Source organism: Streptomyces sp. CC0208, from assembly GCF_003443735.1.
GTDB classification, from domain to species: Bacteria; Actinomycetota; Actinomycetes; order Streptomycetales; family Streptomycetaceae; genus Streptomyces; species Streptomyces sviceus.
Genome location: NZ_CP031969.1, coordinates 9,271,745 through 9,293,412 on the forward strand (window position 1 = coordinate 9,271,745; position 21,668 = coordinate 9,293,412).

The 21,668-nt window shown below is 67.1% G+C and carries 9 protein-coding genes and 3 pseudogenes; 8 read left to right on the forward strand and 4 right to left on the reverse strand.

What is annotated here, in order from left to right; genetic code table 11:
- Positions 1 to 13: 13 nt before the first annotated feature.
- Together D1369_RS43560 and D1369_RS42575 are read right to left on the reverse strand one after the other, a co-directional pair.
- Positions 14 to 115: pseudogene (locus tag D1369_RS43560) on the reverse strand (IS5/IS1182 family transposase); the annotation flags it as partial.
- A gap of 540 nt (positions 116 to 655) precedes the next feature.
- A complete protein-coding gene (locus D1369_RS42575) occupies positions 656 to 1,273 on the reverse strand; it encodes a hypothetical protein (protein ID WP_007387262.1) in 618 nt (205 codons plus the stop codon).
- Between D1369_RS42575 and D1369_RS42580 the strand changes: the two genes are divergently transcribed.
- From D1369_RS42580 to D1369_RS42595, 4 genes are all read left to right on the forward strand, one after another.
- A complete protein-coding gene (locus D1369_RS42580) occupies positions 1,237 to 1,563 on the forward strand; it encodes a 3'-5' exonuclease (RefSeq protein ID WP_007387263.1) in 327 nt (108 codons plus the stop codon). The two genes, D1369_RS42575 and D1369_RS42580, sit on opposite strands and share 37 nt — an antisense overlap.
- Positions 1,564 to 2,320: 757 nt before the next feature.
- Positions 2,321 to 6,055, forward strand: a complete 3,735-nt coding sequence (locus D1369_RS42585; RefSeq protein ID WP_240436162.1) for a LamG domain-containing protein — start codon at positions 2,321 to 2,323, stop codon at positions 6,053 to 6,055.
- Between the two features lie 144 nt (positions 6,056 to 6,199).
- Positions 6,200 to 12,826 carry an RHS repeat-associated core domain-containing protein gene (locus D1369_RS42590; RefSeq protein ID WP_082319528.1) on the forward strand — a complete coding sequence of 2,209 codons (6,627 nt, stop codon included), beginning with the start codon at positions 6,200 to 6,202 and terminating at the stop codon, positions 12,824 to 12,826.
- Complete coding sequence (locus D1369_RS42595; protein WP_082319529.1) at positions 12,823 to 13,083, forward strand: hypothetical protein; 261 nt, start codon at positions 12,823 to 12,825, stop codon at positions 13,081 to 13,083. Before D1369_RS42590 ends, D1369_RS42595 begins: the two co-directional genes overlap by 4 nt.
- A gap of 183 nt (positions 13,084 to 13,266) precedes the next feature.
- Here D1369_RS42595 and D1369_RS42600 read toward each other — a convergent pair.
- Positions 13,267 to 13,756, reverse strand: a pseudogene (locus D1369_RS42600) (transposase family protein); the annotation flags it as partial.
- 37 nt (positions 13,757 to 13,793) lie between these two features.
- On the opposite strand from D1369_RS42600, the gene D1369_RS42605 reads away from it, so the two are divergent.
- Positions 13,794 to 14,564 carry an IS5/IS1182 family transposase gene (locus D1369_RS42605; RefSeq protein ID WP_007387266.1) on the forward strand — a complete coding sequence of 257 codons (771 nt, stop codon included), beginning with the start codon at positions 13,794 to 13,796 and terminating at the stop codon, positions 14,562 to 14,564.
- Between the two features lie 76 nt (positions 14,565 to 14,640).
- Here D1369_RS42605 and D1369_RS42610 read toward each other — a convergent pair.
- A pseudogene (locus tag D1369_RS42610) lies at positions 14,641 to 15,386 on the reverse strand (IS5 family transposase); the annotation flags it as partial.
- Between the two features lie 157 nt (positions 15,387 to 15,543).
- On the opposite strand from D1369_RS42610, the gene D1369_RS44680 reads away from it, so the two are divergent.
- The 3 genes from D1369_RS44680 to D1369_RS42625 all read left to right on the forward strand — a co-directional run bounded on the left by D1369_RS44680 (position 15,544) and on the right by D1369_RS42625 (position 21,659).
- Positions 15,544 to 20,229 carry an RHS repeat-associated core domain-containing protein gene (locus tag D1369_RS44680; RefSeq protein ID WP_007387267.1) on the forward strand — a complete coding sequence of 1,562 codons (4,686 nt, stop codon included), beginning with the start codon at positions 15,544 to 15,546 and terminating at the stop codon, positions 20,227 to 20,229.
- Entirely contained in the window at positions 20,226 to 20,891 is a 666-nt protein-coding gene (locus tag D1369_RS42620; RefSeq protein WP_007387268.1) for a histone-like nucleoid-structuring protein Lsr2, read from the forward strand. The genes D1369_RS44680 and D1369_RS42620 overlap by 4 nt, the downstream gene beginning before the upstream one ends.
- Before the next feature lie 234 nt (positions 20,892 to 21,125).
- Positions 21,126 to 21,659, forward strand: a complete 534-nt coding sequence (locus D1369_RS42625) for an SMI1/KNR4 family protein (protein ID WP_007387269.1) — start codon at positions 21,126 to 21,128, stop codon at positions 21,657 to 21,659.
- Positions 21,660 to 21,668 lie beyond the last annotated feature (9 nt).

The following is a 21,668-nucleotide window of genomic DNA, read 5'->3' on the forward strand; positions in this document are numbered from 1 at the left end:
GGTGGTTGGGCGGTCAAGCGGCTGTCCAGATGAGGATGGCGGCGAGGTGGAGTGCGGCCTGGTAGGCGATGGCGAGCTTGTCCGTTCGCATGGCCCTGCCGCGCCATTGCTTGAGGCAACGTGTTGGCTGGGCAGTGGGACTGGAGTGCTGCAGACTTCCGGTCCTGGGCACCGAGCGGGTCGCTTGTGCTTGAGATGCCGCCGCCCTTCGGCGGTTGGCCCGCAACCGGCATGCGCCTGCTCGGGGCCCGCGCGCCGGGGTGAACAACAAGAAGGACCCGGTGGAGACAAAAGCTGCACACCGCGGTCTGCAAGGGCCAGATTACGCTCGCGGCCGCGCAGCAGGCCATCGTCACCGACTGGACCACTGCCCTGACAACCCTTCACCTCGACTGAAGAAGCTGCTGCAGGGCAGTGCGTGCCGTACGCCGGAATGTCCTTGACGCTCTGTGCGGGGCGCCGGTACGGGGAGGACCCCGGCTGGACGGGGGAGACCAGCCTGGGTCGTGGGTGGTGGCGTGCGGAGGGCGGTCGCCGTCTCCACGGGGACCGTGGTCGCGAGCGGCGGTTCGGGCGGCCCTCGTGCGGGCCTGAACTGCACGATCGGTCATGGGCGCGTAGCGCAACAAGGGTTCCATCCGGCCCTGGAGCCGGCCTAGACGTGCAGCCAGATCCGCAGCGGACCGACCGGCTCGAAGCCATGGCGGACAGCGACCTCCAGGTCATCGGCGTGCTCGTAGCCGACCACCGGCAGGGTGGGGAACAGCCAGTGCACCGAGTCAAGTACGACCGGCCAGGCTGCATCAGGGCCGCCGTCCAGAGCGAAGACATTGGAGACTCCGACCACATGATCGCTGCGGCTCGCCACCGCTCCCGCAATCACCCGACCGTCTGGGGACTGTCCGGCGAGCACGAAGGTGGCCGGGTCGTCTAGCAGTTCGGGCCGGAAGAGGCCCGCGTTGCCTCCCCCGTCGTCCCAGGCGAGCGCCCAGGCGCGCAGCGTGTCCGGATCACACGCCACGTCCCAGGCAAGGTCCGATGCGGCGGCGGGCGCACGCGCCGGGCGGTGGATCCACTGTGCTTCGAACAGCACCTGGAAGCCGGCCTCCGTCAGGTCAAGGTCAGCGAAGCTGTCCTTGACGGAGGCGCCGGGCGCGGTGGTGTCGATCCGGGCTGCCAGCACGGCCGAGTCGGCACCCGGCACCAGCGTCACTGCGTCGGGGTAATACAACGGAGGTGATCGGGAAGGTCCTCCTGACCACCTACCACTCAGCCAAGGGCCGGGAGTTCGACACCGTGATCCTGCCCGGGCTGCTCAACGGGATCATTCCGCGCAACGTTCCAGAGCGGGGCAGATGGCGTCCGGCCACCGCAAAGGAACTCGCCGAGCAACAGCGCACGTTCTATGTTGCCCTGACCCGCGCCGAAAGAACCCTGCACCTGATCTACGGCCCGGGTTACCACACCAGGAGCGGATACTGGCGTTCGGACGGACCGTCCGACTTCCTGATCGAGATGTACCAACGCCTGCCGTCAACGGGCTCGTCGGAGCAACAGACCTGAGGGGGATGGGGCCGTGTGGCGGGGACTTCCTTCGCGGAGGGCTTCTTGCGCTCGGCCAACCCCGGCGGTGTCGGTGCTACATCGTGTGACCTTAGGACGGTGCGCTGTTTGGACGCGTGCCGGCGCGGCAGGTGTCCTCGGCCGGCTTCGTGGCTTTGGGACCGCGTCCAGCATGGTGGACGCCGGTTTCGGCTCCGCTATCAGAGTGCAGTGCGGGGCAGGCAGATGCCAGGAGGCGCAGTTGGCCAAGATCGCGGCCGGGGCAGGCAGGATGTTTGCCAACGCTGTCATCAGCTCGAGCCGCATGTAGCTGTTGATCCCCACCAGTACCGCTCACGAACAAGACATCTGCGTCAAATGCCGTTCGCCGGGCTACGGGTCGCACACCCCGTTTCGGTGCGGCATGTCAGCAGTTCTGGAGGGCCTGCCCAGGGCCTGCTGCGGGGGCTGGGCAGGTTGAAATCGCGAACCATGGGGGCGTCTCTTCGCCGAGAGGCTCTGCTGTGTACGCGGCTTCCTGCATATTTTGGGTGGTCAGTTTCTGGCGGTTGCGGGTGAGTTGACTGTCCAGGGAGCTGAGTGTCGACGTCTGGAGTTGGGTATGTGGGGCTCATTGTTGCGCCCCCTCCGTCAGCTGTCATCAACTCCCAGCTGGCAGATTCAAGATAGAACGATGTGACGCACGACACCATTGACCCCGCTCGTCACATGATCTTCACTGCTTCTTCTAAAGAAAAATTAAAGAAACGGGTGGGGTGTGCTGACGCAAAAACGGGGGCGTCGTTGGTGTCGTGCGGCGCGGAGTGGTGCACTGGCGATCGCGTTGCTGGGGGGAGCGGTTCCGCTGGTCGGAGCCGTGGCGGCGCCTGCATTTGCCGATGACGGGTCAGCGTCTACGGCAGCTGACGGGGCTTCAGAGTCGCAGGCAAGCGCTCTCGCGGCGCAGAGCGGTGAGCGGGTCGTTGTGGACGCGGCGACGACCGAGTCATCCCAGGTCTTCGCCAACCCCGACGGCACGTTCACGCAGGAGATGAACGCGGCTCCGGTCCGCGCCCGCAAGGACGACGGCACGTGGGCCCCGATCGACACCAGCCTCGTGCGTGAGGTCGATGGCAGCGTGCGGTCGAAGAACACGACGGCCAGTCTCACCTTCTCTGGCGGCGGCAGCGCGGATGGTCTGGTTGAGCTGGCCGACGAGGGGCACACGCTGCGCCTGGGCTGGCCGACCGCGCTGCCCGAGCCCCGACTGGACGGCAGTACCGCCACCTACGCCAACGTTTTGCCGGACGTCGATCTGAAGCTGACTGCGCTGAGTTCGGGCTACACGTCCGTGCTTGTGGTCAAGACAGCCGTGGCGGCGAAGAACCCGGCGCTCGCGACGATCAGCATGACTGTCTCGGGCAGCGGCCTGGACATCGCGCCGACGGCCGACGGTGGCTTCGTGGCGCGTGACGGTGACGGCAGTCCGGTCTTCGAGAGCCCGGCGGGACGGATGTGGGACTCGGCCGGCGACGCCTCGGCCAGTGCCGCGTCCGGCGTGGCGACGCAAATGGTCCGCACTGCCGCGTCGGCCGGGACGGACGCCGCGGGGGAGCCGGATACCGTTCCGCTGCCCGCCGCCGGGGGAGAGCCCGCCTCTTCGGAGGGGCCCGGCAGCGGGGATGCGGCGGCCGAGGTGCCGCTGAAGATCACCGGTTCCACTTTGGAGATCACGCCCGATCCGGCGCTGTTGCACGGCGAGGACACGGTTTTCCCGCTCTATATCGATCCGCCGACTAAGGGGATTGCGCTGGGGGACTGGACGGCTCTGGCCTCCAACGGCACCAAGTACTGGGAGTTCGACGGGGACAAGGGCGTGGGTCGCTGTTCCAACTACGCCGGCTACCTCTGCGCCAACACTCCGTATACGCAGCGCATGTACTTTGAGTACCCGTTGTCGTCGATCCACGGCAAGAAGGTTCTGGACGCTGTGCTGGAGGTCTACCAGCTGTGGACGTTCAGCTGTGAGCCGCACACGTACGACCTGAGCCACGTGGACAGGGGTATTTCTTCCAGCACCACCTGGTCGGGGAGGCCCGTCGCGGACGACCTGATGGGTGATCAGAACGTGGCCTACGGGCGGGGCACCCTGTGCAGCCCGTCGCAGCCAGCGAACTGGGTGCGGTTCAGCGACAATGTGAAAGGTGAGTCGAATGAGAACCTGACGACCACTCTCGCCTCGCACGCGGCGAACAAGGCCGCACAGATCACGTTCTCGCTGACGGCGCACGACGAGTCGGATGCGGGCGCCTGGGCGCGGTTCCGTAACGACGCCAAGCTGTCGGTGACGTACGTGTCCTATCCGTCTACGCCGACCTCCTCCGGTGTCCAGCAAGGCAACACCGGGCGGGCCTGCAACGCTTCCAACCTGCCGTTCGCCACGAGTGATTCGTCGCCGAAGATGCTGGCCACGGTGCAGTCGGCGGACGGAAGCCAGTCCCAACTGCGCGCGGCGTTCGAGGTGTGGAAGGCCGACGGTTCCAGCCGCGTCTGGTCCGCGGCGTCGCCGGACGGCGCCTGGGTGGCCGACAACGCCGCCCGCACCGCGTCCACCAGCGCGTTGCCGCAACAGAGCGATTATCGGATGCGGGTCAAGACACAGGCGTACTACATGACGGACCGGGGCGTCTCCGGTGTGCTGGACTCGTTGTGGTCGTCCTGGTGTTACTTCCGGGTCGACACGCAGAAGCCGCCGTCTCCGGTGGTGACCAGCGCGGACTACGGTCCGGCCGAGACCACCGCGGCTGCGGGCGGGGTGGGGATGCCCGGCAGGTTCACCTTCACGCCCGGGGACGACGACCTGACCAAGGCCGGCATCCAGTCGGACGTCACCAGCTACAAGTGGAAACTGAACAGCGGCCCGATCTCGTCCCCGATTCCCGTTGCCAAGGGCGCGTCCACCATTCAGACGATCCCGCCGAACCAGGCCGGTGAGAACACCCTGCAGGTGTGGGGTTTTGACGCGGCCCAGAACAGTTCCCTGACCGGCTACTACAGCTTCCTGGTGAAGGGCGCCGAACAGCCGTCCGGGATCTGGCACCTGGACAACACGCTCACCGACTCCACCACTGCCACCCAGCACCCGCTGACTTCCTCGGGAGCCGCCTGGGACACGCTCGCCCGCAGCGGTGCCGGGGCGGCGAAGCTGAACGGCGCGAGCGCCTACCTCGCCACCTCCGGCCCGGTGCTGGACACCACCAAATCCTTCACGGTCTCCGCCTGGGCACGGCTGACGAAGCAGGACGTCAACTACACCGTCCTGTCCCAGGCGGGCACGAACGCCGCTGGGTTCCAGCTGTATTACTCGACCGCCTACAACGCCTGGATCTTCAACCGGCACCAGACAGATGTCGCCAGCCCCGCGATTACCCGCTCGATCGGCGCCAGGCCGCCGGTCCTGAACGCCTGGACCCATTTGGCTGGCGTTTATGACGCGGCGGCGAACACCGTCCAGCTCTACGTCAACGGCGTCCCGCAGGGCAGTCCGGTGCCGTTTCCGGTGGCCCCGTGGAAGGCGTCGGGCGGCCTGCAGGTTGGACGGCTGCTGGCATCGGGGGCCAGCAAGGACAACTTCGCCGGAACAATCGACGAGGTGAAGGTCTGGTCTCGTGCGCTCGCGGACACCGAGGTCACCCACGAGGCCTGGCTGGAGGACGAGGACCTCTCCGACGGCACCTCCGGCGACCCGGTCCCCGCACTCGTCGCCAAATGGGACGCCACCGACGTCGCGAACGCGACCGGCACCACGGTGAAGGACACCAGCGGCTTCAGCCGCAACCTCACCCTCAACGGCGCTGCGCTCACCCAGATCAGCCACGGCGATCCGGACATTGGCGAAGAAGTCACCACCACCCAGACGCTGACCCTCAACGGCACCAGCGCCTTTGCCAGCGCCGCCGGCCCGGTCGTCGACGACACCGGCTCCTTCACTGCCACCGCGTGGGTGACACTCAACCCGGCCAAGCTCGCCGACACCAGCAAGGCGTACGCGGTGCAGGTGTTCGGCCAGTCCGGGACGAGTCAGTCCGCCTGGGGCGTGTGGTATGAGCAGCCGGCCGGCAGCACCCAGGGGCGGTGGACCTTCGGCCGCCCCGACAAGGACGGCACCGGGGCTGCCTGGACCACGAGCGGGTCCGACGCCCGCACCACGGCCCAGCTGGGCGTCCCGGTCATGCTGACAGTTGTCTACGACGCCCAGGCGGCAGCCGATGGTGACGACACCTCCAAGCTCGGCGGTCTCAAGCTCTACGTCGACAGTGCCCAGATGGGAGCCGAGGAGGGTGTGCCCTACACCGCCCCCTGGCAGGGCAGCGGGGCGTTCGAGATCGGCCGGGCGAAGATCAACGGCGCTCCCGCACGCTACTTCCCCGGAACGATCGACACCGTCCGTGTCTGGGCCGGAGCCACCTCCACCGACACCATCGCCAACCGGTTCAACACCGAACAGCAGTAGCAGCAGGACGGAACAGGGCCGGCCCCACAGCCTTCCCTGTCTCGTCCTGCTCGGCCTTCCCGTATACCACCGTACTGAGCTCCTTGGGTGCCGGGGCCGTCGCCTGGATGCTTCCTGACCAATTCCGAGAACGGGGACTTCATCATGTCTTCACCGCCTTTCCGTAGACGGCTGCCAGGGGCGGTCGCACGTCGTTGGCTCGGCCGTGGCGTACTCGTTGCCTCGCTCTGCCTCCTGCCGCAAGTCGTGGTCCCCCCGGGCTACGACTTCGCCGCCCAGGCCCAACCCTCGCCGGCCCGCAAGAAGCTGGAGGACCGGCCTGAGGCGAAGATCGACAAGGTCGGCGTGCTCAAGCCCGGCACGTCCAAGGCGCCGAAGGACAAGGCCGCACCGGCGGCCCGCGAGACCCGCGAACGGCTGAAGAAGGCCTCCTGGCCGGAGGCCGGGAAGGCGAGTGCCGACGTCCCGGCGACCGGCGGGGCTGCTGTCACCGTCGGCGGTCTCGGCGTGAAGCTGGCCCAGCAGCCCGTCACCGCGGTGGCCAAGGCACCGAAGAGCAAGACGGCGGCGAAAGGCACCGGCCCGGCCGAGAAGGTGGCGCTCCGTCTCCACTCCCAGGCAGCCGCGAAGAAGGCGGGCATCAACGGTGTCCTGCTCACCGTGGACCCGGTCGGCGCCGCATCCGGGAAATCCGTCGGAGACACCGACAACCTCCGTATCTCCCTCGACTACTCCTCCTTCTCCGACGTCTATGGCGGCAACTTTGGCCCCCGACTGCGCCTGGTGACGCTCCCGACGTGTGCGCTGACCACCCCGCAGAAGAAGTCCTGCCGTATCCAGCGGCCCGTGGCGGGCGCGGGCAACGACGCGGGATCCCAGACCCTGACGGGCACCCTCTCCGCCCACACCCTGAACGCTGGTACTCCGATGCTGATGGCGGCGGCCGCCGACAGCTCGGGCGGTGGAAGCGACTACAGCGCCACCTCGCTGTCGCCGACCGCGACCTGGGAAGCCGGCGGCAGCACCGGTGACTTCACCTGGAACTACCCGCTGCGAGTCCCTCCGGCGACGGCTGGCCCGGCCCCGAACCTGTCCATCTCCTACAACTCCGCCTCCGTGGACGGCCGGACGGCCGGGGAGAACAACCAGACCTCGGTGATCGGCGAGGGCTTCTCGATCACTGAGTCCTACATCGAGCGCAAGTACGGCTCGTGCAAGGACGACGGCCAGTCCGGCAAGGGCGACCAGTGCTGGAAGTACGCCAACGCCACCCTGGTCCTCAACGGCAAGGCCGTCGAGCTCGTCAACGCCTGCACCGACAAGACGGCCTGCGACAGCGCTGCCCTGTCCCAGGCGTCCGGCGGCACCTGGAAGGTGAAGAACGAGGACGGCACCCGCGTCGAGCATCTGGCCGGCGCCACCGGCAACGGCGACGACAACACCGAGTACTGGAAGGTCACGGACGCCTCTGGCATCCAGTACTTCTTCGGCAAGCACCGCCTGCCCGGCTGGAGCGACAAGGGCACCGCCGACACCGCCGACGACGACCCGGTCACCAACTCCGTATGGACCGTCCCGGTCTTCGGCGATGACTCCGGCGAGCCCTGCTACAAGTCCACCGGCTTCGCCGACTCCTTCTGCAACCAGGCCTGGCGCTGGAACCTCGACTACGTCGTCGACCCCCACGGCAACGCCTCCGCCTACTGGTACGGCAAGGAGACGAACTACTACTCCAAGAACGCCGACACCAGCGTCAACGGCACCGGCTACACCCGCGGCGGCTACCTCAACCGCATCGACTACGGCCTGCGCAGCGACCTCATCTACGCCAAGCCCGCCGCCCAGCAGGTCCGCTTCACCTACGACGAGCGCTGCGTCGTCTCCGGCGGATGCTCCAGCCTCACCAAGGACACCAAGGCCAACTGGCCCGACGTGCCCTTCGACATGATCTGCGCGTCGAACACGAAGTGCACCACCCAGATCGGCCCCGCCTTCTTCACCCGCAAACGCCTCACCGACATCACCACCTCGGTATGGACCGGCACCGGCACCACCCAGCGGGACGTGGACACCTGGCACCTGGACCAGAACTTCCCCGACACCGGTGACGCCTCCTCACCGAGCCTGTGGCTGAAGTCCATCCAGAACACCGGCAAGGCCAACACCACCGCAGCCGCCATGCCGCCGGTCGTCTTCGGCGGCATCCAGATGTCCAACCACGTCGAGGGCAGCACCCCCGACACCCTGCGCTACATCAAATGGCGCGTGCGCAAGATCACGTCCGAGACCGGCTCCACCATCACCGTCAACTACTCCGGCCCGGACTGCATCTGGGGCACCAGCATGCCGGCGGCCATCGATAAGAACACCCGCCGCTGCTTCCCGGTCAAGTGGTCCCAGTCCGGGGCGACCCCGGTCACCGACTGGTTCCACAAGTACGTGGTCACATCCGTCTTCCAGGACGACCCCTACGGCCACGGCGACACCAACGAGAAGTACTACGACTACCAGGACGGCGCCGGCTGGGCCTACGCCGACGACGAGGGCCTGACCAAGGCATCCAACCGCACCTGGTCCCAGTGGCGCGGCTACCGCAAGGTCGTAGAAACCTCCGGCGACTCCGACGGCCCGCGCTCCAAAAAGTCCACGCTCTACATGCGCGGCCTGAACGGCGAGAAGGAACTCGACGACACCGCCCGGGTGGAGAAGGTCACCGACTCCACCGGAACCGCCATCGACGACTCCCGCCAATACGCGGGCTTCGTCCGCGAAACCATCGTCTACAACGGCACCGAGGAACTCAGCGGCACCATCAACACCCCCTGGTCACACAACACCGGCAGCCACACCTACAGCTGGGGCACCACCGACTCCTGGATCATCCAGGCAGGCGAAACGGCCACCCGCACCAAGACCTCCACCGGCACCCGCACGGTCACCCAGAAGACCACGTACGACCCCACGTACGGCATGCCGATCACCGTCGAGGACAGCGGCGACGCCGCCAAGACCGGCGACGAATCGTGCGTGAAGACCAGCTACGCCCGCAACACCACGGCCTGGCTGGTGAACACGGTCTCGCGCTCCGAGACTTACGCAGTCCCGTGTACGACCGCCCCGGCCGTCCCCGACGACGTCGTCTCTGACATCACCACCGCCTACGACAACCAGGCGGTCGGAGTGGCGCCCACTCTGGGCGAGATCACCGCCTCCTACCGGGTCGCAAGCTACGACGCTGACAAGAAGCCCGTCTACCAGCAGGCCTCCGGATCCACCTACGACAAGCTGGGCCGCCCGCTCACCGCGACCAACGCCCTCAACCGCACAGTCAAGACCACCTACGTCCCCGACGACACCGGCTACGGCCCGCTGACGTCCAAGACCACCATCGACCCCAAGCTCTACACCTCCACCACCGAAGTCGACCCGGCCTGGGGCACTGCGACCAAGACCACCGACGCCAACGGCAACATCACCGAGTGGGCCTTCGACGCGCTCGGCCGCCTGGTCTCGGTCTGGAAGCCGGACCGCTCCCGCGTTCTCCAGGACGCCGCCAGCATCGTCTACGCCTACAGCATCAACAACGACAAAGAGACTTGGGTCCGCACCGACGCCCTCAAGGCCGACGGCAAGACCTACAACAGCTCCTACGAGATCTTCGACGGACTGCTGCGCTCCCGCCAAAAGCAGGTCCCCGCACCCAATGGCGGACGGGTGATCTCCGAAACCCTCTACGACGACCGCGGCCTGGCCTACATCACCAACAGCCAGGTCCACGACAACAACGCCCCCTCGGGCACCCTGGCCAACACTTTCCAGGGCTCCGTGCCCGCCTCCATCGAGACGGTCTACGACGCTGCCGGCCGTGCCACCGACTCGATCTTCCGGGTCTACAACGAGGAGAAGTGGCGCACCAAGACCGACGACCAGGGCGACCGCACCGCCGTCACCGCCACCGCGGGCGGCACCGGCACCCTGACGGTCAAGGACGCACGCGGCCGGATCACCGAACGCCGCGAGTACGGCGGCCCCGCCCCGACCGGCAGCGACTACACCCGCACCCTTTACGAGTACACCCCCGGCGGTCAGCTCAAGAAGATGACCGGACCAGACGGGGCGGCCTGGACCTACGGCTACGATCTGCGCGGCCGCAAGATCACCTCCACCGACCCTGACAAGGGACAGATCGATACCACCTACAACGACGCCGACCAGCCGCTCACGGCCACGTCCACCCTGAACGGTGTCTCCCACACCCTGATAACCGACTACGACGAACTCGGCCGCAAGGTTGGTACCTGGGACGGAGTGAAGGACAACGCCCACCAGTTGACCAAGTTCACCTACGACTCCCTGACCAAGGGACAGCCGACTGCGGCAATCCGCTACGTAGGCGGGACTACCGGGAAGATCTACTCCCAGGTCGTCACCGGCTACGACATGCTCGGCCGTCCCAAGGGCACCAAGACCGTCATCGCCGCTGCCGACCCCCTGGCCCAGGCCCTCACGGCCGTTGGCACCTCTCCGACGTTCACCACGTCAACCACCTACAACATCGACGGCACCGTCCAGTCCACTTCCATGCCCGCGGCGGCCGGCCTGCCCGCCGAAACCGTCACCAACAGCTACAACGACCTCGGGCTGCTCACCGGCACCGACGGCATGACCGACTACGTCCAGAACATCGGCTACTCCCCGTACGGCGAGATCGAGGAGACCCGCCTGGGCACCTCCACCGGCGCCAAGCAACTCCAGATCCTCAACCGCTACGAGGATGGCACCCGGCGCTTGTCCAACACGCACACTGTTGACCAGACCAACACCGGCTACACCAGCGACGTCGACTACATTTACGACGCCACCGGCAACGTCAAGTCGGTCGCTGACAAGGTCAACGGCACGGACACCCAGTGCTTCTCCTACGACGGCTACCGCCGCCTGACCGATGCCTGGACCCCTTCCTCCAACGACTGCGCCACCGCCCCCTCGGCAACGGCCCTCGGCGGCCCGGCCCCGTACTGGACCAGCTGGACCTACAAGGTCGGCGGACTGCGCGACACCCAGACCGAGCACAAGATCACCGCTAACACCACCACCGCGTACGGCTACCCGGCCGTCAACGCCAACGGCGCTGGCCAGCCCCACACCCTGACCTCAGTCACGGTCAACGGTGGCACGGCCAAGGACTACAAGTACGACGAGCAGGGCAACACCACCAAGCGCTACGGCACCACCGGCAGCGCGCAGGGCCTCGTCTGGGACATCGAAGGGGAACTGAGTAGCCTCACCGAAGGCACCAAGACCACCGACTACCTCTATGACGCCAGTGGCGAACTCCTGATCCGCCGTGGCCCCGTCAAGACCGTGCTCTACCTGGGCGGCCAGGAGCTCCACTACGACACGGCTGCCAAGAAGTTCACCGCTCAGCGCTACTACCCGGCCGGCGACGCCACCATCGTTCGCACCGAGACTGGCCTGTCCTGGATGGTCGACGACCACCACGGCACCGCCTCGATGACGGTTGACGCCACCACCCAGGCCATCACCCGCCGGTACACCAGCCCCTTCGGTGAGGCACGCGGCGCGACACCGTCGGGCTGGCCCGACGACAAGGGATTCCTCGGTAAACCCGCCGACGCCGACACCGGCCTCACTCACCTCGGCGCCCGCGAATATGACCCCGCCACCGGCCGCTTCCTCTCATTGGATCCCGTCCTCGCCCCCGAGGACCACGAGTCCCTCAACGGCTACGCCTACGCCGACAACACCCCGGTCACCAAGTCCGACCCCACCGGCCTGAAGCCGATCACGGACTGCGAACGCGGATGCAACGACGGCAAGGGCGGCAGATACTACGACTCCATGACAATGGGCCCACACGGGACCTGGGTCTACCACTCAACGAAGACCTACACGCAGACGTTTCAATACGAGAAGGCAGGCGGCGGTACCGGAAGCGGCAGCATGACTGTCACCATCCGCACCGACGGAGGCATTAAGTCGGCGCACATCGAGTTCAAGATGGGCCCCGATCCGAAGCCTGAGGCAAGAGACGGATCGCAGTGCAGGTCCTGCTACGCCATGGGAACCAATCCCTACTACGATCCGAATGCTCCCGACGACTTCCCTGACAGACCCAAGATGGCGACCTGGCAGAAGGTTGTGGTGGGCGTCGTCTCGGCTGTGGCACTGGCTGTTGTCGCCGCTCCCGTAGCTGTCGCTATGGGTGAAGGATGCCTGGCCACGGCTCCAGTGTGTGCCGCGGAAATTGCGGAAGTGATGACCGGCGGTGCTTCAGGGGGAAGCGCGGTAGTAGGCGGAGGGGCCGCAGTCGGCGTCGGTGCGTACAGCGCGGCACGCACTACACGCCTGGGCGGCACGTACTACACCCCCGCAACAGGCCTCAAAGCTCTCATCAACCCAGCCGGGGGCAAGACAAACTGCCGGGCGTGCGTCATTTCACTTGATCAACTCATGGCCAACGGGGCACGGTCGAGCGCCATTCCTAACTTGGAACGCGGTTCCGAGAAGGTGATTGAAGATTTCTACGGAGTAAGGTTTCGAGCCAGGAGCTTCTCCAACATCGTGGCTGACATGCAGAAGGCGGGCCCTGGAGCCCGAGGCATCGTGTGGGGACTGGACGCCGATGGAGGCCACGTGTTCAATGTGATCAACTCCGGTGGAAGGGTGACGTTTCTAGATGGGCAATCCGGCAACGCCAGCCATGCGGCCGGATGGGACAGCTATAAATTCATGAGGACAGACGAATGATCTCAGAAGAGCAGGCTCGCTTGATTGCAGAAGAATTTCTGCAAGAAAGTAAGAGGCCTACTGAGCCCGAGTTGGCTATCAACTGGAATAGGGCGCGAGTGAAGGAAGGAATCCTTATCGCCCCTTATAATTCCGCAGAATTCTTGAGCACCGGCGAGAATCAATTGCTGGATTGTTGGCCAATCTTGGTGGATCTAGCCTCAGGGCAAGCCCGATTCGGCGAGCTGGAAGAGCGTCCCTTCTGGAAGGGGGCGTAGCCGGGTATTTTCCGTGGGCCCGCATCAGGCGGGCCCACGGAAATAAACCCGGTGTGTCAATTGGGGCTGAGGTCCCTCGCCTGATCTCTGGGCTGTGCGCTTATAAACGGGCTGGTGACATTGATCGCTGAGCGAACAGACTGTGATGAACTCCGAGAAGCCCTCACTGAACCTCTTTCATCCTCAATAGTCGCAGGTCAAGAGTGTGTGGATGGCTTGTACGACGGTGCTAATACGCCGGGTTGAACATCTGGCTCGCCGTAACAGTCGCCAGGACTTCAGCTGTGCGAAGGCGCGTTCGCCGGGAGCCCGCAGCCGGGCGTGGTCGCGGTTGAACTGCTGGTAGTGCTCGGGCTGTTCGTGGTGGTGGTAGTAGGGGGTGCGGACGGTGGCGCCGGCACCCTGGTAGGCCCGGTCGGCGAGGACGAGGATCTGGCGGGTCAGGCAGGCTTGGACGATGCCGTGGGCGCGGGCCGCGGTGAGGTCGTGGGTACGTCCTGGTGTCGCGCGCGAGAACCACAGCGGGGTTCCGCCGGGCCGCGATGACCTGGATGTTCATGCCATGCTGCTTGTGTTTCTGCGAGTAGTGTGGCTCGTCCGCCTTGAAGCGGTCGGTCGGGATGAGCATCCCGTCGACGATGACGAAGTCCCCCTCGCCCAGCCCGACTAAAGCGCGTTGCAGAAGGCCGTGATCTGGGCATTTTCCTTGTATGCGTGGGGTGTTGAGGGCTGATCCGTTGTGGGTGGAGACGTTCACGGGGCTGCGGATGACGCAGTTCGAGCGGTTGCTGAAGGCGGTGCGGGAGCGTGGTGGCGATGGGCCGCGGATCGGCCGGCCGTGGTGTCTGCCGCTTTCCGAGCGGGTGCTGGTGGTAGCGGTCTACTACCGGACGAACCTCACCATGCGGCATCTCGCGCCACTGTTCGGCATCTCGCCGGCCACCGTGTGCCGTGTCATCCAGCGGCTTGGCCCCCTCCTCGCGATCGCGCCGACCTCGCGTCCGGCCGATGCCGCGGACCGGTTGTGGATCGTCGACGGCACCCTGGTCCCGGTGCGCGACCGCAAGGTCGGCGCCTTGAGCCGCAACTACCGGTTCTCCGCGAACGTGCAGGCCATCATCGACGCCGACACCCGCCTGGTCGTGGCCACCGCCCGCCCCGCCCCGGGCAACAAGGCCGACGCCCATGTCTGGCGCAACTCCGGCCTGCCGGAGCAGTGCCAGGGAGCCACGGTGCTCGGCGACGGCGCCTACATCAACACTGGCCTGGTCGTCCCGCACCGCAAACGACCCGGCCGGGCGCTGCTGGCCGGCGAACAAGCCGACAACGCCGAGCATCGCCGGGTCCGTGCACGGGTCGAGCATGCGATCGGCCGCCTGAAGAACTACAAGATCCTTCGTGACTGCCGACAGCACGGCGATGGCCTGCATCACGCCGTACAAGCGGTCGCGCACATGCACAACCTCGCCCTGTCCGCGTGATCAGCACAGCCGTAGACGGGACCTGACCTGCAAACTCACGGCCTTCTGTAACGCGCTTTAGGTTCTGTCTCTTTGGTCAGTGGCGGGTCCAGATGAGGATGCCCGTGAGGTGGAGTGCGGCCTGGTAGGCGATGGCGAGTTTGTCGGTTCGTGTGGCCAGGCCGCGCCACTGCTTGAGGCGGTTGATGCACCGTTCGACGGTGTTGCGCTGCTTGTATGTCTCGCGGTCGAAGCCGGGCGGTCGGCCGCCGAGTCGGCCTCGCCGCAGGCGGTGGCCGACTTGGTCGGAGGGCTGCGGGATGACTGCACGGATGCCTCGGCGTCGCAGGTGGCTGCGGATGGCGCGGGTGGAGTGCGCGCGGTCGGCCAGAACGGCCAGGGGTCGGGTCCGGGGCCTGCCGGAGCCGGTGCGGGGCAACGCGGATGCGGGACCTCACCGTTTCGAAGGCGGGTGCATCGCCTGCCTGGCCTGCGGTGACGGTGAAGGCGAGGGGTCATGCCCGGCCGTCTGCGGCCAGGTGGACTTTGGTGCTCAGTCCGCCGCGTGAGCGTCCGAGTGGGTGATCGGCGGGCTCGCCGGGTGGGCTGCCCCTTTTTGAGGGCTCCGGCGGCGTGCTGGTGGGCCCGGACGACCGTGGAGTCCACCGACACTGTCCAGTCGATGTCGTCGTCGGCGTCCGCTGCCGCCAGGACGGCAGTGAGGATCATCTCCCAGGTGCCGTCGACGGCCCATCTGATCAGCCGCTTGTGCGCGGTCTTGAACGAGCCGAGCTCGTCGGGAAGGTCCCGCCAGGGCGAGTTGGTGCGGTACTTCCAGGCGAGCAGCCACACCACCCTAGACGGCCCCTACGCACCAGACGGCTTCGTGCCGTGTGGAGGGGATGATCCGCAGGTGGGCCCTCCGGTTAGGGTGGCGGGGGTGCGTGCTTCGGGTTGGTGCGCGTGAAGTGGCCGTGGTTTTGAGGGGGGTTCACGGGGGATGGGCTACGTCCTGCCTGGCTGGATGGACGAGATCCTGGACTTCATCGGGATCAACTGGCCGAACGTCGACGAGGACGACTACCGTGAAATGGCGGATGCCATGCGGGAGTTCGCGGACCAGTTCGAGGGGCACGGTGCGGAGGCGCATGCGGCGGTCAGCCGCATTCTGGCCTCCAGTGAGGGTGCTGCGGTCGATGCGCTGCAGGAGCACTGGGACTTGGTGAAGTCCGGGCATCTGGAGAAGGTGCCCGATATCGCCCGGCTGTTCTCGGATGCCTGTGATGTGGTAGCGGACATCATCTTCGGGATGAAGACCAAGGCCGAGATCGAACTCGGTGCCATGGCGGCCTCGATCGGTGTCAGCCTGGGTCTTGCGGTCGTGACCGGCGGCCTGTCGGCGATCGTCGGGGCGGCGGAGACGGCCGCGATGCGCCAGCTGATCAAGCGGATCATCGACGAGGCGGCCGACCAGATCGTCGACGAACTCCTCGCCCGGGTCACCGAGCCGATCACCGGCCGGCTGGAGCAAATGGTCGAGGACACGGTCCTGGACCTGACCGACAACCTCATCAAGCTCCCGCCTGCCACCGGCGGCGCCGGTGCGGGGGAGGGGGGTCACGGCGGCATCCACACCGGCATGACCCTCGCCTCGGCAGGCGGACCCTCCGGAGGCGGCGGGGGAGGGGGTGGTGGCCGGGTCTTCATCGACCATGAGGAGTACGAGAACGGGGCGGGCAAGCTGTCCCGCCACGGCGAGGCCATGAGCACCGACTCGCTCGGTTCGCTGGGCCGGGCCAAGGGCGCCTTCGGCCGCACGAGGGGCCGTGATCCGTTCACCCAGGCGTTCGACTCCGTGCTGCATGGTGCGCTCAACGGTGCGGAGAAGGCGCTGAAGAAGGTCGGCAAGCACCTTACGGAGGACGTGCCTGGTGGGTTGCGTGCCACCTCGCGCACCCATCGCCAAAACGACAGCGACATCTCCGACCGGCTCAAGACGCTGACCAAGGGGGAGTCGGACACCCCCAGGGTGCCCGGCGCCCGCAGCGGCGGGCGGGGTGGCAAGGGCCCAGATCCGCTGAACAGCGCCCGCGATGATGCGCGCCACCACGGTGTGGAGCCGGACAAGCGCATCTGCCGTACCGACCCGGTCGATGTGGCCAGCGGCCAGATGCTGCTGGAACAAAAGGACCTGGATCTTCCCGGGGTGCTGCCGCTGGTCCTCAAGCGCACGCACCTGTCCGACTACACCTTCGGGGTGTGGTTCGGCCGCTCGTGGGCCTCGACGCTGGACGAACGCATCGAGGTCGACATCCGCAACCAGGCGATGTGGGCGCGCGAGGACGGCACCGTCCTCATCTACGACCGGCTGCCCGGCCCGCAGACGCCAGAGGTGATGCCGCTGGAAGGTCCGCGTATCCCGCTGCGGCGCATCTCCGAGGTGGGCGCCCAGAATCTGGAGTTCGCGGCCACTGATCCGCGCACCGGTTGGACGCGCTACTTCTCCAAGCCGGGCGGCAAGGGCTGGCAGCTGTGGCTGACCACCATCGAGGACCGTAACGGCAACCAGATCGACATCCACCGCGACGCCACCGGCCGCCCCCTCGACATCACCCACAGCGGCGGCTACGACATCAGCATCTCCGCCGACCGTGGCCGCGTCACCGCCCTCGCCCTCCGCGGCCAGAACGACGGCGAACCAGCCCTGCCCGTCATCGAGTTCGGCTACGACGAAGACGGCGATCTCACCGAGGTCATCAACTCCTCCGGAATCCCGCTGCGCTTCACCTACGACACCCTGGGCCGCATCACGTCGTGGACCGACCGCAACGACTCCACCTACCGCTACATCTACGACGCGGCCGGCCGCGTGGTGCAGACGGTGGGGCCGTCCGGGATGCTCTCGTCCACGTTCGCCTACGACACCACCAACCGGATCACCCGGTATACCGACTCGATGGGTGCCACGACCGTCTACCAGCTGGACGAGCGGCAGCAGATCGTCGCGGAGACCGACCCGCTGGGCCACACCACCGCCTACGTGTTCGATGCGCGGGACCGGATCCTGGAGCAGACCGACGCGCTGGGCCACACCGTGCGCTTCGAACGCGACGAGCGCGGCAACCTGGTCGGCTTCGTCGCGCCCGACGGGCTCCGCACCACCGCGGTCTTCAACGACCTGGACCTTCCGGTGACCATCACCGAACGCGGAGGCCGCCAGCGGCACTTCGCCTACGACGCGCGCGGCAACCGCACCGCCGTCATCGACATCGACAGAGCCCGTACCGACTACGAGGTCGACGAACGCGGTCACGTCACCGCGGTACGCAACGCAGCCGGCGAGGTCACCCGGATACGCAACGACGCGGCAGGCCTGCCGGTGGAGATCACCGCCCCCGACGGGGCCCGCGTGACCCTCGTCCGTGACCGCTTCGGCCGGGTCACCGAGGTGACGGACGCCCTCGGCGGCACGATGCGCATGACCTGGACGATCGAGGGCCGGCCCCTGTGGCGGGAACTGCCCGACGGCACCCGCGAGGAGTGGACCTGGGACGGCGAGGGCAACCTGCTTGCCCACACCGACCGGGCCGGGCACACCACCACCCACGCGGTCACCCACTTCGACCGGCGCACCGCCACCCGCACCGCCGACGGCGCCGCCTACCAGTTCACCCACGACAGCGAACTGCGCCTGGCCACCGTGGTGAACGCCCAGGGGCAGCAGTGGCGCTACCAGTACGACGCTGCCGGCCGCCTGACAGCGGAGACGGACTTCGACGGCCGCACCCTGACCTACGAACACGACGCCCTGGGGCGTCTGACCCGCCGCACCAACGCCGCCGGACAGTCCCTGGCCTACGAGCGTGACCTGTTGGGGCGGATCGTGCGCATGCAGCACGACGATGGCACCACCTCCACCTTCACCTACGACATCGCCGGTCGCCTGGTGGAGGTCACCAACCCCCACGCCCAGATCCACCTCGAACGGGACCTGGCCGGGCGTGTCGTGACCGAGAGTGTCAACGGCCGCGCCCTGGCCCGCGCCTACGACGTGCTGGGACGGCGCACCCACCGGCGCACCCCGTCCGGCGCCACCAGCACCCTCACCTACGACGAGCGCGGCCTCGCGGCCTACACGGTGGGGGAGCAGACCTTCCGCTTCGAACGCGACGTGCTCGGCCGGGAAGTCTCCCGCACCCTCGACGACCAGCTCACCTTCAGCCAGACGTGGGATCCCGTCGGCCGCATCGTGAACCAGGCCTTCACCAGTGCGCACGACACCCTCTTCGAGCGCTCCTTCGCCTACACCCCGAACGGCACCCCGCACACCATCGAGGACAGCCGCACCGGCCGGCGCACCTACACGCTGGACGCAGCCAGCCGGATCACTGCCGTCACCGCCGAGGGCTGGAGCGAGCAGTACGCCTACAACACAGCGGGCGACCAGATGCACGCCGCGCTGCCGCCGGGCACTCCAGGCCAGGACACCGCCGGCGAACGCACCTACTCCGGTAGCCGTGTCACCCAGGCCGGCCGCACCCACTACACCTACGACGTCCAGGGCCGCCTCGCCCAAAAACGCGTCACCACGCTCAGCGGCAAACAGCTGACCTGGACGTTCACCTGGGATGCCGAAGACCGCCTCACCCAGGTCCAGGCCCCCGGCGACGTGGCCTGGCGCTACTTCTACGACGCGCTGGGCCGCCGCACCGCCAAGCACCGGCTGCGCGCGGACGGCCGCATCGAGGATGTGACGACCTACTGCTGGGACGGCGGACAGCTCGCCGAGCAGCACACCAACGGTGTCACCCTCATCTGGGACTACACCGGCCTGCACCCCCTGGCGCAACGCGAAGCCAAAACCCAGGAACAGGGCGAGAGCGACCGACGGTTCTTCGCCATCGTCACCGACCTTGCCGGGGCCCCCACCGACCTCATCGCCCCCGACGGCACCATCGCCTGGCACAGCCGCAGCACCGCCTGGGGCTCCACCCAGTCCCACCGCGACGCCACCGCATACACGCCGCTGCGCTACCCCGGCCAGTACTTCGATCCCGAAACCGGCCTGCACTACAACCTCAACCGCTACTACGACCCCGAACTCGGCCGCTACACCACACCCGACCCCCTGGGCCTCGCACCGGCCGTCAACCACTACACCTACGTCCCCAACCCCTTCACCCTCGCCGACCCGCTCGGCCTGGCCGGCTGCACAGCCGATCCGACCTGGGGCGGACGGGTCACCTTCACCCGCGACGAGCACGGACGCCCCTACGAGATGAACGCGGTCATCACCAGGGACATGCTCGACGAGGGCACCCACGCGAGGAACTCACTGGAGCCGCCCGGCTTCCTCGGCGGCGACTACAACCAGGCCCGCGGCCACATGCTGGCCCGGATGCTCGGCGGATCCGGCGACACCCTCGACAACCTCTTCACCATCACGCAAAACCCCACCAACAGCCCCGACATGCGCGACCACGAACAGGACATCTACAACGCCGTCCAGCACAACGGCGAAGTCATCACCTACAACGTCTACCTCGAATACAGCGACGACCTGCCGGACTCGGTCCCGAAGTACATTCAGCTCGAAGCCCACGGCACCAAGGGCTTCGCCCTGGACCAGCTACTGGACAACCCCGCCCACGAGCAGCAACAGCGACACCGACGAGGACTCCTGTGAGCACCATCGACGACCTCACCCGGCTCTGCCCCCCACCCGCGGCCCCACCCGCGGTCGACTGGACGGCCGCAGAACGTGCTCTCGGCCGCCCGCTGCCCCGGGACTACAAAGAGCTCTCCGCCGCTTATGGGCCGGGCAGCTTCTGCAACTTCCTGCACGTCTACCACCCGTCCGGCAGCCTCACCGGACCCCTGGCCGCCAGCGTCCAGGAACAACTCCAGCGAGACCGCGACCAAGGCACCTTCCCCGTGCCCTACGACCCGCGGCACCTCCTCGTCGCGGGAGTCACCGACAACGGCAACTACCTCTTCTGGATCACCGAACCCGAGTCCGATCCCGACCACTGGCGTATCGCCATCAACGAAGCCCGCGGCCACGACTGGTACACCTACGACGGCACCCTCACCGACCTCCTCACCGCCTTCCTCAGCGGCGAACTCCACATCCCCCTCTTCCCCACGGACGTTCTCCACCAGGGCATCACCTTCACGCCCTCCCGCCGTGACGACGCAGCACCGTCAGCGCCCCCTACGAGCCGGTCGGTCGACACCAACACCATCCGCGCGTGGGCCCGCGCCAACGGCTACGACGTCCCCGACCGCGGCCGCATCCCCGCAGCCATCCGCGACGCCTGGCAGCGCGCCACACAAGGCGAGCAGTAGCGTTCGGCCGTTCGGCAACTCAGGGTGTCCGGCGTGGTGCGCCGCAGGCTTGCAAGCACACTCGCACCGCTTCGCAACAAGCCGGCCTCACCGGCGGGCCCTCGACTTCACAGATGGGCCGCCGAACGTCCTGCACCGGGAGCTTCAGCAGGCCGGGAGTAACTCAACCTCAGGGCAGCCGGAGACGGGTACAAGGGACGCTGCATTTCCGGAACATCCACGGAGGAAAGCGTCATGAACGCCGCACTCGCCCGCCTCACCCAGCTGATCACCCCGCCCTCCCAGCCCCGGAGCCCGGACTGGGACGCGGTCCAGGAGCAGCTCGGCGTCGCCCTCCCCACCGACTACAAGGAACTCATCCGCGCCTACGGCGGCAGCAACTGGGACGACTACCTCTACCTTCTCGAACCAGGCTGTCCCAACGACAACTACGACCTGATCGAGTGGGAAGACCAGCAGACCGAAGCCCTGGAAGGACTTTGGGAGTTCGAGAAGAAGCCCGACGAACTCGCGGACGTCGGCAGCCGGGTCATCCCCTGGGCCACCACCGACAATGGCGAATGCCTCTACTGGCTCGCAAAACCAGGCCAGCACCCCGACGAGTGGACCGTCATGGTGAATGAGGCCCGCGGCGACCGCTGGGAGCACTACCCCATGACCTGCACCGAATTCCTCCTCGCCGCCCTCACCGGCGAGGTGCAATCCGACGTGCTCTCCTCCCGCTTCCCGCTCACCACACACGAATACCGGCAGCTGACAGCCGTCTGAACAGCCCCC